The 13,627-nt window shown below is 69.9% G+C and carries 12 protein-coding genes; 10 read left to right on the forward strand and 2 right to left on the reverse strand.

What is annotated here, in order from left to right; genetic code table 11:
- Window positions 1-25: 25 nt before the first annotated feature.
- The 3 genes from IAI59_RS18740 to IAI59_RS18750 all read left to right on the forward strand — a co-directional run bounded on the left by IAI59_RS18740 (window position 26) and on the right by IAI59_RS18750 (window position 4,101).
- The gene (locus tag IAI59_RS18740) at window positions 26-1,852 is read left to right on the forward strand and encodes an ATP-binding cassette domain-containing protein (protein ID WP_207415901.1); all 1,827 of its coding nucleotides are present in this window, start codon (window positions 26-28) and stop codon (window positions 1,850-1,852) included.
- Window positions 1,853-2,075: 223 nt separating this feature from the next.
- The gene (locus IAI59_RS18745; RefSeq protein WP_207415902.1) at window positions 2,076-2,561 is read left to right on the forward strand and encodes a VOC family protein; all 486 of its coding nucleotides are present in this window, start codon (window positions 2,076-2,078) and stop codon (window positions 2,559-2,561) included.
- Between the two features lie 226 nt (window positions 2,562-2,787).
- A complete protein-coding gene (locus IAI59_RS18750) occupies window positions 2,788-4,101 on the forward strand; it encodes a PQQ-dependent sugar dehydrogenase (RefSeq protein ID WP_207416090.1) in 1,314 nt (437 codons plus the stop codon).
- A gap of 54 nt (window positions 4,102-4,155) precedes the next feature.
- Here IAI59_RS18750 and IAI59_RS18755 read toward each other — a convergent pair whose 3' ends face one another.
- Window positions 4,156-4,869, reverse strand: a complete 714-nt coding sequence (locus tag IAI59_RS18755) for a HugZ family pyridoxamine 5'-phosphate oxidase (RefSeq protein WP_237180492.1) — start codon at window positions 4,867-4,869, stop codon at window positions 4,156-4,158.
- A gap of 120 nt (window positions 4,870-4,989) precedes the next feature.
- On the opposite strand from IAI59_RS18755, the gene IAI59_RS18760 reads away from it, so the two are divergent.
- From IAI59_RS18760 to IAI59_RS18770, 3 genes are read left to right on the forward strand one after another with little or no spacing between them, the layout of a single operon-like run.
- The gene (locus IAI59_RS18760; RefSeq protein WP_207415904.1) at window positions 4,990-6,195 is read left to right on the forward strand and encodes a CaiB/BaiF CoA transferase family protein; all 1,206 of its coding nucleotides are present in this window, start codon (window positions 4,990-4,992) and stop codon (window positions 6,193-6,195) included.
- Window positions 6,196-6,208: 13 nt separating this feature from the next.
- Window positions 6,209-7,939 carry an acyl-CoA dehydrogenase family protein gene (locus IAI59_RS18765; RefSeq protein ID WP_207415905.1) on the forward strand — a complete coding sequence of 577 codons (1,731 nt, stop codon included), beginning with the start codon at window positions 6,209-6,211 and terminating at the stop codon, window positions 7,937-7,939.
- A 2-nt stretch (window positions 7,940-7,941) separates the two neighbouring features.
- Window positions 7,942-8,919 carry a D-2-hydroxyacid dehydrogenase family protein gene (locus tag IAI59_RS18770; protein ID WP_207415906.1) on the forward strand — a complete coding sequence of 326 codons (978 nt, stop codon included), beginning with the start codon at window positions 7,942-7,944 and terminating at the stop codon, window positions 8,917-8,919.
- Here the strand turns inward: IAI59_RS18770 and IAI59_RS18775 are convergent.
- Window positions 8,900-9,952, reverse strand: a complete 1,053-nt coding sequence (locus tag IAI59_RS18775) for a trypsin-like peptidase domain-containing protein (protein WP_207415907.1) — start codon at window positions 9,950-9,952, stop codon at window positions 8,900-8,902. The genes IAI59_RS18770 and IAI59_RS18775 overlap by 20 nt on opposite strands.
- A gap of 90 nt (window positions 9,953-10,042) precedes the next feature.
- On the opposite strand from IAI59_RS18775, the gene IAI59_RS18780 reads away from it, so the two are divergent.
- The 4 genes from IAI59_RS18780 to IAI59_RS18795 all read left to right on the forward strand — a co-directional run bounded on the left by IAI59_RS18780 (window position 10,043) and on the right by IAI59_RS18795 (window position 13,597).
- Window positions 10,043-12,403 carry a heavy metal translocating P-type ATPase gene (locus IAI59_RS18780; protein ID WP_207415908.1) on the forward strand — a complete coding sequence of 787 codons (2,361 nt, stop codon included), beginning with the start codon at window positions 10,043-10,045 and terminating at the stop codon, window positions 12,401-12,403.
- A complete protein-coding gene (gene cueR / locus IAI59_RS18785; RefSeq protein ID WP_207415909.1) occupies window positions 12,400-12,789 on the forward strand; it encodes a Cu(I)-responsive transcriptional regulator in 390 nt (129 codons plus the stop codon). Before IAI59_RS18780 ends, cueR begins: the two co-directional genes overlap by 4 nt.
- Window positions 12,790-12,800: 11 nt before the next feature.
- Entirely contained in the window at window positions 12,801-12,986 is a 186-nt protein-coding gene (locus tag IAI59_RS18790) for a heavy-metal-associated domain-containing protein (protein WP_207416091.1), read from the forward strand.
- An 83-nt stretch (window positions 12,987-13,069) separates the two neighbouring features.
- The gene (locus tag IAI59_RS18795; protein ID WP_207415910.1) at window positions 13,070-13,597 is read left to right on the forward strand and encodes a hypothetical protein; all 528 of its coding nucleotides are present in this window, start codon (window positions 13,070-13,072) and stop codon (window positions 13,595-13,597) included.
- Window positions 13,598-13,627: the final 30 nt, after the last annotated feature.

Here is a 13,627-nt window from a genome sequence, read left to right on the forward strand (position 1 = left end):
AATTAATCGCAATTGGATCACCCTCATGTCCGCTGTCGATCACCCAGACAGAACCAGCAAGCAGGCTGGAAAGGGCGGTGATCTGCGGCGCGTCGCTGCCACCCTGTGGCAAAGCGCCGTGCCTTTGATGCGCTGGCAGATGGCGGGCCTCCTGGCCTGCGCAGCCCTGGGCTCCGCGTTCCAGGCTCTGTCCCCCCTCGCCCTGAAGGCCATCGTCGACGGTTTTGCCGGGGGCTTCCTCGCCGTGGTCGTGCCGGTCATGGCCTATGCGGGGCTGATCGGCGCCGCGCGGGTCGTCCCGGCGGTGGCCCTCTGGGGACATCAGCGGCTGTCGCGACGGATCGAGCGCGTCCTCACCTTGCGGGCCTACGCACGGTTGCTCGACCTGCCGCATGCCTTCTTCCTGCAACATCGCAGCGGCGAGATGGCCCGCACCGTGTCGGATGGTGTGGGGGGCCACACCGTCGTGCTGATGGCGCTGATCTTCTCGGTCCTCCCCTTCGTGGTGGAGGTGGGGATCGCGGTCCTGGTGCTGTCCACCAGCGCCCTTCCCTGGTCGGTCACCGGGATGCTGATCGTCTTTATCGCGATCTATGGCTGCGTCTTCGAGAAGACCGTGGCCGGCGTGCGTGCCTCCCACCGGGACGCCATGAAAGACACGGCCGCGGCCGCCGGGATCGCGCAGGACGCCTTCACCAACCACGAGGCGATCAAGCTGTTCGCGCGGGAAGGCTATGTGGTGGACCACGTGGCGGAGGGCCTGGCCCGCAGCGACCGCCACTGGTTCCGTTACATGCGCCTGAGTGGGCTGGGCGGGGCCGCGCAGGGCCTGGTGATTGCGGCCGCCATGGGGTGCACCCTGCTGCTGACCGCACGGGAGGTGGCCGCCGGGCGGCTGACGGCGGGCGACTTCGTGCTGGTCGGCGCCTATGTGCTGCAGGTGATGGGCCCGGTCGAACGGCTGGGCCACCTGGCCCGGGAAGTGACGCGGGGGCTGGACCAAGCACAGCGGCTCCGCCTGCTGCTGACGGAGCCGTCCGAGCGCGAACTCCACCCCGGACGGGCCGCGATGCCGACCGGCGGCGCCCTGTCCGTGCAGGTGCGGGGCCTGCGCTTCGGCTATGGCGACCAGGAGGTCCTGCGCGGCGTCGACCTCGACATCCCGGCGGGACACACCCTGGCGGTTGTGGGCCGCAGCGGCGCCGGGAAGTCGACTTTGGCCAAACTCTTCGTTCGGCTGTACCCGGCCACCGCGGGGCAGATCCTGCTGGATGGCGTGTCGATCAAAGACCTCGACCTGCATGGCCTGCGATCCGCCATCGCCGTGGTACCGCAGGAGACAGTGCTGATGCATGACACGCTGCGTCGCAACGTCGCGTTCGGACGGCCGGACGCCAGCATGGCGGAGATCGAGCAGGCAGCGCAGGCGGCAGGTCTGGACCAGCTTGTCGCCTCGCTGCCTGAGGGGTGGGAGACCGTGGTTGGCGAGCGGGGACTGCGCCTGTCGGGGGGTGAGCGGCAGAGGGTGGCCATCGCCCGGGCGCTGTTGAAGCAGCCGCGGCTCCTGGTACTGGACGAGGCGACCGCGTCGCTCGACACCCGGACGGAGCGCGAGGTGCAGCTCCAGTTGGACCGACTGGCGCAACGGACGACGACACTGGTGATTGCGCACCGGCTGTCGACGATCCGCGAAGCTGATCAGATTGTCGTACTGGATGCCGGCGCGGTGGCCGAGCGCGGGAGCCACGATGACCTGCTGCGGCGCCAGGGGCTCTACGCCTCCTTGTGGTACGCGCAGAGTGAGGAAGAGAGGGCTGAGGCCGACAATCCTGCCGGCCATGTCGGCCGTTGAACTGCCTCCGTTGCCAGAGGCATTCACAGTGTGGGGGCAAGGAAAGGTGCGCCCATACCGCTCCCTTTTTGACCGCTTTTGGTAAGAGTTGAGTCACGATAATTATCTATTATCGTGCTGGAACCGCAGAGGGTGGCTTAGTGCCACGGTTCCACCGTTGCTGTGCATGTCCGCACCCAACCCCGAAGCAGACACCCAGCTCGTTTGCCGGTAGAACGGCCGCATGATGGAACACGCAAAGATCCGGGTTCAACGCGCCGATCATGTCGGCTTCGCGGTTGCGTCTCTCGATGAGAGCCTTCGGTTCTGGGTTGATGGGCTCGGCGCGCGGCTCGTGCGAACCGGTGAAATGGAGGGCGAGTTCCTCGGCCAAGTGACGGGGGCCCATGGGGCACAGGTGCGCTTGGCGATCGTGTCCTTAGCGTGTCTGACGATCGAACTCTTGGAGTATCGGGGCCTGGATCGGCCGGGCGTGCCGGCCAAGCCGTTCGACCCTGGCTTCGCGCATCTCGCTCTCGTGGTCGATGATATCGACGCACTCCTGGCGCGGGTTGCTGCCTACGGCTGGAAGGCGCAGGGCATGCCTCAGCCAATCAAGAGCGGTGCGCGGGCCGGAACGCGGGTGATCTACGTCGTTGGTCCTGATGGCGCGACGATCGAGTTCATGCAGCCACCTTTGATGATGGCGACCACTGATCCCATCAAGTGAAGGGCCGCCTTCGCCCCTTCTCCGACATTGGTCAGCTACCCTGGGCACGCGATAGCTCATCATCACGCATAGGCACAGGGACCACGGTTTGCCTTATCCGGCGGGGCTACGCGTATCTGTCGCATGACGCTTAACATGGATGAATTGTAACAATCATAGGCAAGTGCGCAGCCTCGGCGGGAGCACAGCGTTGCTGAATAACTCGCAACGTCCGGGACCCAGCAGCATGCGCCGATCGACCCTTGCCACGGCTGTCGCCCTAGCCTCCGTCGCCTTCGCCTCTAGTGCAGGTGCGCAGCAGGGTCCGACCCAACTTCCCGGCATGGGCGCCAGCCCAACATTGGTGGCCCCGGACGAAAGCCACAACGTCTCAAACCATCCCCGTCGCGTCGGCTGGCCAGAGGGTCGCATGCCGACTGCCGCGGAAGGCTTTGCCGTCACGCGCTTCGCAGCGGGGCTGGATAATCCACGCTGGATGGAGGTGCTGCCCAATGGCGACATCCTCGTAGCAGAGGCGGCCACCAAACCCCGGCCGGCGGAAAGCGCCGAAGAACGCGCCAAGCAGGAAGAGCAGCGCCGATCGGGGACGGTACGTGACAGCGCCGACCGCATCACCCTGCTGCGCGATGCCGATGGCGATGGCGTGGCCGAAACCCGCTCGGTGCTGTTGAGCGGGCTCAACCAGCCCTTCGGCATGGCGCTGGTCGGGGATGCGCTGTTCGTGGCGAACACCGATGGCATCCTGCGCTTTCCCTTCACCCCCGGGCAGCAGCGGATCGAGGCAGCGGGGCGCAAAATCCTCGACCTGCCGGCGGGCGGCTACAACAATCACTGGACCCGCACCTTGCTGGCGGCACCGGACGGGCAAAGCCTGATGGTGGCGGTCGGCTCGGCCAGCAACGTGGGCGAATATGGGCTGGAGCGGGAAACACGTCGCGCCGCCGTGCTGCAGATCGGGCTGGATGGCGCCAACGAGCGCATCTATGCCAGCGGATTGCGCAATCCCGTCGGCATCGCGTTCGAGCCGCAGACCGGCCAGCTTTGGGCGGCGGTGAATGAGCGCGACAATCTGGGCAACGACTTGGTGCCCGATTACATCACCTCCGTGCGCCAAGGGGGCTTCTACGGCTGGCCGTTCAGCTATTTCGGGCAGAACGAAGACCCGCGCCGCAAGGGCGAGGCGCCGCAGCTTGTGGCGCAGGCGATTGCCCCCGACTACGCCCTGGGTCCGCACACCGCGTCGCTCGGCCTGACCTTTTCGACCGGTACTGCCTTCCCCGAACACTGGCGCGGCGGCGCCATCATCGGCCAGCGCGGCTCCTGGAACCGCGCTAACTACAGCGGCTACCGGGTGGTGTATGTTCCCTTTGCCGATGGCAAGCCGGCTGGCGCGGCGCGCGACCTGCTGACCGGCTTCATGGCCAATCCCGATACCGGCGAGGTCTATGGCCGGCCGGTGGGCGTGGCGATGGACCGGCGCGGCGGCCTCCTGGTAGCCGATGACACCGGCAACACGGTGTGGCGCGTCGCGCCGCGTTGACCGGAACAGCGCATTGGCCCGCCCTGCAGGAGGGTCGGGCCGTGGCAGGAACCCTCAACGCATCACATCGTCCAGCATGGCCGGATCGGTAACGTGGCAGGGGAAGGGCAGCCGCAACGCCCGCTCCCCGTCCAGAAGGTCCACGCCGCCCGGGTCCAGCCCGACCAGGCGCCAAGCGCCCGCCGGTGCCCCCTGGCGGAGGGCATAGCGTTGGATTGCGGCGGCATCCAACTGCTCCACAAGCCTTGGCTCGGCGTCAAGCAGAGCCTCGGCCCCGGTGAGATCCGTGAGCAGCGCCGCGGGCGGCAGTTCCGGGGCACGGCCGAAGCCGGCAACCAGATGCGCCGCGCCTGGCAGCACCCGCCAGAATCGGAAGTCCGGGAAGTCGATATACAGCGCGGCCTTCGGGTGGCGGGCCAGAAATCGGGCTCGCAGGTGTTTCGCTCCGGATGGCGTCGCGATGCCGGACAGCGTCAGGCGCGGATGCGCCAGCGGGTCCCCCCTGCCGGGGCGCGACAGCAGCAGCGACACCCGGCCGTCCGCCGCCATGTTGCGGCTATGCAGCGCCAGGCGAGACGCCAGCAACAGCGGCGCGCCATCGTAATCCGTGGCCACGGTCACCAGCGACACAAAGGGGTGCCCGCCGGACGGGTCCAGCGTCGCCAGCGAGGCGGTCAGCGCTTCGCGCAAAAGCGCGCGGGCCAGGGCAGAGTGGTCGCCCCCGCCGGGCTCCGGCAAGGGTTCGGCGCGCGGTGTGATCGGGATCATAAGGTGCATCCTGCCACGGCGGCTTGAAAGCGGCAGGTACGAATTGCCCTGGACAGCATGGCCCGCGGCTCTCACTTTCTGCTCAAGCGCAAACGCTCGCGCATAGAACAGGGAAACGACATGACGGAACAGGACCAGCCCCTCAGCGGCGTGCGCGTGCTGGATATCGCGACCTTCATCGCCGGCCCCTTCTGCGGCACCATCATGGGTGATTTCGGCGCCGAGGTGCTGAAGGTCGAGCATCCGAAGGATGGCGACCCCATGCGGAAGTTCGGCACGCCGACCGACTGCGGGGATACGCTGGCCTGGATGAGCGAGTCCCGCAACAAGCAGTGCATGACGCTGGACCTGCGCACGCCCGACGGCAACGCGGTGTTCAAAAGGCTGGTCGCCGAGGCCGACGTGGTGATCGAGAACTTCCGTCCCGGCACGCTGGAGAAATGGGGCCTGGGCTGGGATGTGTTGCGCGAGGTCAATCCCAAGCTGGTGATGCTGCGGATCAGCGCCTATGGCCAGACCGGCCCGATGCGCGGCAAGCCAGGCTTCGCACGCATCGCGCACGGCTTTTCCGGCCTGACCTACCTGGCGGGCGAGCCGGGGCGGGTGCCGGTGGTGCCGGGCTCCACCTCGCTGGCGGACTACATGTCCGGCGTCTGGGGTGCGGTGGGCGTGATGATGGCGCTGCGCCAGGCGGAAAAGACGGGGCAGGGGCAGGTGGTGGATATTGGCCTGTATGAGTCGGTGTTCCGCCTGCTGGACGAGATCGCCCCCGCCTTTGCCCGTCACGGCACGGTGCGCGAGCGCATGGGCCCCGACGTGCCGCAGGTGGTGCCGCATGGCCACTGGCAAACCAAGGATGGCCGCTGGATCGCGTTGGCCTGCACGAGCGAGAAGATCTTCGCCCGCCTGTGCGACGTGATGGGCAAGCCCGAGCTGGCCGGCCCCGATGCGCTGGGCCCGACCAGGAACCGCCTGGCGCGGCGGGAAGAAACCAATGGTCTGGTCGCTGACTGGGTGGGACGGCAGAATTTCGATGAGCTGATGGTGGCCTGCGACGCGGCCGGCGTGCCCTGCGGCCCGATCAACAGCATCGCCGACATCTTCGAGGACCCGCAGTATGCGGCGCGCGGCAATCTGGTGACGGTGCAGGACCCGCGCGTGGGTGAAATCGTGCTGCCGGCCGGTGTCCCGACCCTGTCCGACACCCCGCCCGTGCTGCGCCATGCCGGCCGCGCCTTCGGGGCCGATACGGACGATATTCTGCGCAACCTGCTGAAGATGACCGCCGAGGATGTCGCGCGCCTGCGCGCCGGCGGCGTGATCTAGAAGGAGGCCCGCCATGCCCGCCTATGCCGCGCCCGTGGACGACATGATGTTCGTGCTGCGCGACCTCCTGGACGCACCCGGCGTGCTGGCGCCGCTGGGCGGCGAGGAGGTGCCGCTGTCGCTGATGGCCGAGGTGCTGGGCGAGGCCGGGCGCTTTTGCGAGAAGGTAGCACAGCCGATCAACCGCAGCGGCGACGAGGAAGGCTGCGTGTTGGAAAACGGCGTGGTGCGCACTCCCGCCGGCTTTCGCGAAGCCTATGCGGCCTTCGTGGACGCCGGCTGGCCCGGACTGGCACACGCACCGGAACATGGCGGCCAGGGCCTGCCCCGCGTGTTGCAGCTGCTGTTCGACGAAATGCTGTCCTCGGCCAACTTCTCCTTCGGTTTGTTTCCCGGCCTGACGCGCGGTGCCATCGAGGCGATCGAGCGGCACGCCGATGATGGGCTGAAGCACCTCTACCTGCCGCCCATGGTGGAGGGACGCTGGATGGGCGCCATGGCGCTGACCGAGGCGCAGGCGGGCACCGACCTCGGCCTGCTGCGCAGCAAGGCGGAACCACTGGAGGACGGTGGCTACGCCATCACCGGCAGCAAGATCTTCATCAGTGCCGGCGAACACGACCTGGCGGAAAACATCATCCACCTGGTGCTGGCCCGGCTGCCAGACGCGCCGCCGGGGGTCAAGGGCATCAGCCTGTTCCTGGTCCCCAAGGTATTGCCGGGCGAGGGCGGGGGGCTGGGCCCGCGCAACGCGCTGTCCGCCGGCTCCATCGAGCACAAGATGGGGCTCAAGGCCTCGCCGACCTGCGTGATGAATTATGACGGCGCCAAGGGCTGGCTGCTGGGCGCGCCGCACCAGGGGCTGCGGGCGATGTTCACCATGATGAACGCCGAGCGGCTGTTCGTCGGCGTCCAGGGCCTTGGCATCGCGGAAGCGGCCTATCAGGGGGCCAGCGCCTATGCACGGGACCGGCTGCAGGGACGCGCGCCGGGGGCGGGGGGCGGCGGGCCGCAGTCCATCCTGGTCCATCCCGACGTGCGCAAGATGCTGCTGACCGTCAGGGCCTTCGCGGAATCGGGCCGTGCGCTCGCGGCCTGGACGGCGTTGCAGATGGAACAGGCGGCACGCCACCCCGACCCCGCCGCGCGCGCGCGGGCCGAGGGCATGGTCGCGCTGCTGACGCCGGTCATCAAGGCCGCCTTCAGCGACCTGGGCTTCGAAGCGGCGGTGCAGGCGCAGCAGGTGCTGGGCGGCCATGGTTATGTGCGCGAATGGGGCATGGAGCAGCTGGTGCGCGACGCCCGCATCGCGCAGATCTACGAAGGGACCAACGGCGTCCAGGCCATGGATCTGGTGGGCCGCAAGCTGGCGCAGGAGGACGGCGCGCTGCCTCGTGCCTTTTTCGCGCTGATCCGCGACAGCCTCGCACCCGACAGCGAGTTCGCCATCCCCGTGCTGCGCGCGCTGGACCGGCTGGAGGCGGCGACCGCCGGGTTGCTGGACCGCGCCGCCGCCGACCCGGCCGAGACTGGCGCGGCTGCCACGGACTACCTGCGCTTCTTCGCGCTGGTCGCGCTGGGCTGGATGCTGGCGCGCATGGCCGCGGTGCCCGGCGCGCCAGAGTCCAAGCTGGTGCTCAGCCGCTTTTTCAACGCACGCGTCCTGCCGCAGGCCGTGGCGCTGGAGCTGGCCCTGCAGGCCGGCGCCACGCCCCTGATGGCGATGGACGAGGGAGCCTTCTGACCATGGCCGCACTGCCCCGCTGCGTGATCCTGGACGATTACCAGCTCGTCGCCCTCGCCATGGCCGACTGGACCGTGCTGAGCGACCGCCTTTCGGTCGAGGCCCTGGACCAGTGGCTGCCGCCCGAGGCGCTGCCGCAAGCGCTGGCGGGGGCCGAGGTGGTGGTGGCGATGCGCGAGCGCACGCGCTTCGACGCCGCGCTGCTGGACCAATTGCCGGCCCTGCGCCTGCTGGTCACCACCGGCATGCGCAACGCCTCGATCGACATGGAGGCGGCGGCGGCGCGCGGGATCGTCGTCTGCGGCACCCACGGCGCCGCGAACTCGACGCCGGAGATGAGCTGGGCCCTGCTGATGGCGCTGGCCCGCCACATCCCGGCCGAGCACGCCAACCTGCGCGCCGGCGGCCCGTGGCAGAACAGCCTTGGCTTCGACCTGGCGGGCAAGTGTATCGGCATCGTCGGCCTGGGCAAGATCGGCCAGGTGATGGCGCGCTACGCAACGGCCTTCGGCATGCGGGTGCTGGCGTGGAGCCCGAACCTGACCGCCGAGCGCGCCGCGGCCGGCGGCGCCGCCCTTGCGCCCTCGCTGGACGCGCTGCTGGAACAGGCGGACGTGGTGACACTGCACATGGTGCTGGCGCCCGCCACGCGCGGCCTGATCGGCGCGGCCGAGATCGCGCGGATGAAGCCGACCGCGTTGCTGGTCAATACCTCGCGCGGGCCGCTGGTCGACGCGGCCGCGCTGCAGGCAGCGCTGCGGGAAGGCCGCATCGGCGGCGCCGCGCTGGATGTCTACGAGCAGGAGCCATTGCCGGCCGACAGCCCCTGGCGCTCGCTGCCCAACCTCGTGACCACGCCGCATCTCGGCTATGTCAGCGAGGCCGGCTACCGGGTGTTCTTCGGCCAGGCCGTAGAGGATATCGACGGCTGGCTGCGCGGCATGCCGCTGCGGGTGCTGGCTAACGCTCGCAGCGGATGAACACGGTGCTGCGGTTGGCGATCTCGCCGATATCCGCGGCCCCCTGCTCTGTCCCGGTGCTGTCCGCCATGCGGGGCGAAAGGCCGGCACGGCGCAGGAACTCCGCCGCCGCCGCGCCCTTGACCGCGAAATTGACGTTCTGCGCGATGTCGCCCGTACGGCGGGACACGGCGCCGGCATTGAGCTTGCTGACCACGACGCCGACGATGTTGCCGTGCAGGTCGATCAACGGCCCGCCGGAATTGCCCGGCTGCACGGCGGCGCTGATCTGGTACTGCGCCGGGTTGTCGCCCAGGCCGTTCAACCCGTTCACCTCGCCCCGCGTCAGCTTGGGGTCGGAGGACAGCAGCCCGGGCAGCGGGAAGCCGTAGGCGATCACCCCCTCGCCGCGCCGCACGGCGGGGCCGGAGCGGAAGGGCAGGGCGGGCCCCGGGTTGCCCGGCACGGCCAGGAGGGACAGGTCCAGCCCCGCATCGACCCGCGCGGGCGGCACCGCCGGCAGCATGCGGGCATCGGCGGTGCGGATGAAGATCCGGTCACAGCCATCCACCACGTGGCGGTTGGTCAGCACCCGGTCCGGCGCCACCACGAAGCCGCTGCCGGAGGAAACGTTGCGTGCCTGCGGGTTCGGCCGACCCGGTGCCGGCTGCGTCGCGGGCGGCGCGGCGGGGGCCGCGGCGGCGGCCCGCACGTCCCCGGCTTCCAGCGCCACGCGCGGGGTGGCGCAGATGTCCTGGTCGCGCTTCATCGCCTCGCGCCCGTCGGCCAGCAGGAGCCGCACGTCGAAGCGGCAGCCGCTGTCGGCGTCCGGGCGCAGCGTCAGCGCCTTGTCAGTGGGCATCGGGCCGGGCGCCAGGTTGCCGCCCCAGTCGCCCCGGCCGGTGCGCACGGCCTGCACGCTGCTGGCCTCCTGCCCGGTGCGGTTGACCACCTGAAAGCGATTCTGCGCCGGAGCCTGCGCTGCGGCGACCACGGGCAGGGTCGGCATCAGCAGCATGGCCAGGATGGCGGGACGAAGCGGATTGGGTTGCATGGAGCGGCATGTTCCGCGTCCGGGCCTCGCCGTCAATCACCATCCTGTGCACCTTGACCTTCCCATAAGGTCAAGCACCACATGGGATAGATGACCGACCTCGCCGAAACCGTGTTGCTCCCCATTACAGGCATGACCTGCGCAAGCTGTGCCGGCCGGGTCGAACGCGCGCTGCGCCGCCTGCCGGGCGTGGAGGACGTGTCCGTCAACCTGGCGACCGAGGAAGCACGGCTGCGGGGCAGAACACCGCTGCCGGCGCTGGAGGCGGCGGTGCGCCAAGCAGGCTACGGCCTGCGGCAGGCCACGCGCGAAGTCGGCGTGTCGGGCATGACCTGCGCCAGCTGCGCCGGGCGGGTGGAACGCGCCCTGCTGCGGGTCCCCGGCGTGTTGTCGGCCACCGTCAACCTGGCCACCGAGCGGGCGACGCTGCATCTCCTGCCCACGGTGGAGGAGGCTGCCCTGGCCGAGGCCTTGCGCCGGGCCGGCTACGACCTCGCCCCGCTTTCCCTCGACGATATGGCGCAGGATACCGCGCCGGACCATCGGCGGCTGCTGGAAGTGGTGGCCGCCTTCGCGCTGGCGGCTCCCTTTCTGGTCGGCATGCTGGGCATGGCGCTGGGGCAGCACTGGATGATCCCCGGCTGGGCGCAGCTCGCCCTGGCGCTGCCCCTGCAATTCGGCTTCGGCCTGCGCTTCTATCGCGCCGGCTGGGGCGCGCTGCGGGCATGGACCGGCAACATGGATTTGCTGGTGGCGCTCGGCACCACCGCAGCCTTTGGCTTGTCGCTGGTGCAATGGTGGCAGGGTGCGCAGCACCTGTATTTCGAGGCCTCGGCCATCGTGATCGCCTTTGTGCTGCTCGGCCGGTACCTGGAACATCGCGGCAAGCGCGCCACGGGCGCTGCCATCGCCGCCCTTCTGGACCTGCGGCCACGCACCGCACGGCGGCTGGACGGCGGGGGGGTGGAGCGGGAGGTTCCCCTGACCTCGCTGCGGGCCGGCGACCGCGTCGTGGTCCGTCCCGGCGAACGCATCCCGGCCGATGGCGAGGTGGAGACCGGCGCCGCGGGCGTGGACGAGAGCGCGCTGACCGGCGAAAGCCGCGCGGTGGAAAAAGGCCCGGGCGATGCGGTGTCGACCGGCACCCTGTCGCTCGACGGGCGGCTGGTGGTACTGGCGCGCGCCGTGGGCGGCGACACGCGGCTGGCCCGGGTGGCAGCGCTGGTGCAGGCGGCGCAAGGCAGCCGCGCACCCGTGCAACGGCTGGTGGACCGGGTCAGCGCCGTGTTCGTGCCGGCCGTGGTGGTGGTTTCCCTGCTGACCTGGCTCGGCTGGTGGCTGGCGGGCGCCGGCTTCACGCTGGCGGTGCTGCACGCGGTGTCGGTCCTGGTGATCGCCTGCCCCTGCGCGCTGGGGCTCGCCACCCCCGCCGCCATCATGGCGGGCACAGGTGCCGCCGCCCGTGCCGGCATCCTGGTGCGCGACGCGGAAGCGCTGGAACAGGCGGGGCGGATCGACTTCGTGGCTTTCGACAAGACCGGCACGCTGACCGAGGGGCAGCCGATCCTGGCCAACGTCTACCCCGCAGCCGGTGAATCGCAGGCGGTCATCCTGCGGCTCGCGGCGCGCCTGCAGGCGGGTAGCGAGCATCCGCTGGCCCGCGCCGTCCTGGCCGCGGCCGGGCAGGGGGCGGCGCACCCGGCGGAGAATTTCCGCGTCTTGCCGGGGCGCGGCGTGGAAGGCGTGGTGGACGGCCGCCGGCTGGCGCTGGGCAGTGGCCACCTGTTGCAAGAAAGCGGCCTCGCCGCCGGTGCACTCGCCGCCGCCGCCGCCCATGAAGGCCGCCAGGGCCATACGCTGTCCTGGCTGCTGGAGCCTACGACGCCGCGCGTCCTGGCGCTGCTCGCCTTTGCGGACACGTTGCGCCCTGGCGCGGTGGGTGCCGTGGCCGCGTTGCGCGCGCGGGACGTGCACGTGACCATGCTGACCGGTGACGGGCCGGAAGCCGCCGGCGCGGCCGCGGCGCAGCTCGGCATCACGGATGTCGCCCCTGGCGTCTTGCCGGCGCAGAAGGCCGAGCGCATCGCGGCATGGCGCGCCGGCGGGCGGCGCGTCGCGATGGTCGGCGACGGCGTCAACGACGCGGTGGCCCTGGCCAGCGCGGACCTCGGCATCGCCATGGGCAGCGGCACGGATGCCGCGATCGCGGCCGCGCACGTGACCCTGTTGCGGCCGGACCCGGCGCTGGTGCCGGCCACGCTGGACATCACGCGGCGGACGCTGGGCAAGATCCGGCAGAACCTGTTCTGGGCCTTTGGCTTCAATGCGCTGGGCATTCCGCTGGCGGCGCTGGGCTGGCTGTCGCCGGCGCTGGCGGGCGCGGCGATGGCATTTTCTTCGGTAGCCGTGCTGGGCAACGCGCTGCTGCTGTCACGATGGAGGGCCGCATGAATATCGGTGAGGCTGCGAAGCTGTCCGGGCTGAGTGCGAAGATGATCCGCCACTACGAGTCGCTGGGACTGATCCCGTCCCGACGCCTCGCCAATGGCTATCGCAACTATGCCGACGCGGACGTGACGACGCTGCGCTTCATTCGGCATGCCCGCGCGCTGGCGTTTCCGCTGGATGATGTCGGGAAGTTGCTGGCCTTGTGGGGTGACGAGAAGCGTTGCAGCGCCGATGTCAGGCGGATCGCGCTGGACCATGTGGAAGCCCTGGAAAGCAAGGCCCAGGCGATGCAGGCCATGGCCAGCAGCCTGCGCCACCTTGCGGCGCATTGCACGGGCGACGACCGGCCGGACTGCCCGATCCTCAACGAATTGGAGAAGACGCTGTGACCAGCATCGAGATGACGATCAGCGGCATGAGCTGCGAGCACTGCGTGAAGGCCGTCACCCAGGCCATCCGGTCGCGCGACCCTGCGGCGGAAGTGGTCATCGACCTGGCAAGTGGCCGGCTGCGTGCCACCACCACGCTGCCGCGCGACCAGGTGCAGGCGGCGGTGGAAGAGGAAGGCTACGGCGTCGCTGGCTGACGCACACCGTTTGTTCACCGGTCGGGTGGCAGGATGCCGCCAGGCCGGGGCACGTTGCCACCGGCGCCACGAGGCCCGCCGCCATGAGCAACCCACGCACTTCGCCGTCCGAGTCCTCAGCAGGCTACGCCGCCAACCGCTTCACCGGCTATGGTGGTTCGGATGAAGCCACCTGGAAGCAGATGGAGCTGGAAGCCCGCGCGCAGGACGCGCAGCAGGCCCTTTCGCCGGCGCTGAACCCGGTGATCTCCCGCCTGCGGGAGGACCTCGACCGGCTGCTGGAGGAGGTACCCCTGCAACCCGCCCCCCCCGCGTCGGAAGCGACGCAGGCCGGCATCGCCCAGAACCTGGAGCACTGGTCCCTGGCTTGGCGCCAGCGGGCGCTGGCGGATTTGGATGAGCGCGTGGCGGAGATGCGGCAGGTCTACGTGATCAATCGTGGCGACGCGCACCGCCACCTGCTGTTCCTGGACCGCCAGGGCCGCCACATGCTGGCGGTTCAGCCGCAGGAGCCGACTTCGGCGCTGCGCTACAACAAGCTGGCCCAGGGCACCGAGCTGAACGACCTGTACGGCCCCTTCGCGCGGCTGTCGGATACGCCGCGGGGCTGACACGCCGGGGTTTCCCCCTCCGGTCCAGGC

It is taken from the genome of Roseomonas haemaphysalidis (assembly GCF_017355405.1).
GTDB lineage: Bacteria > Pseudomonadota > Alphaproteobacteria > Acetobacterales > Acetobacteraceae > Pseudoroseomonas > Pseudoroseomonas haemaphysalidis.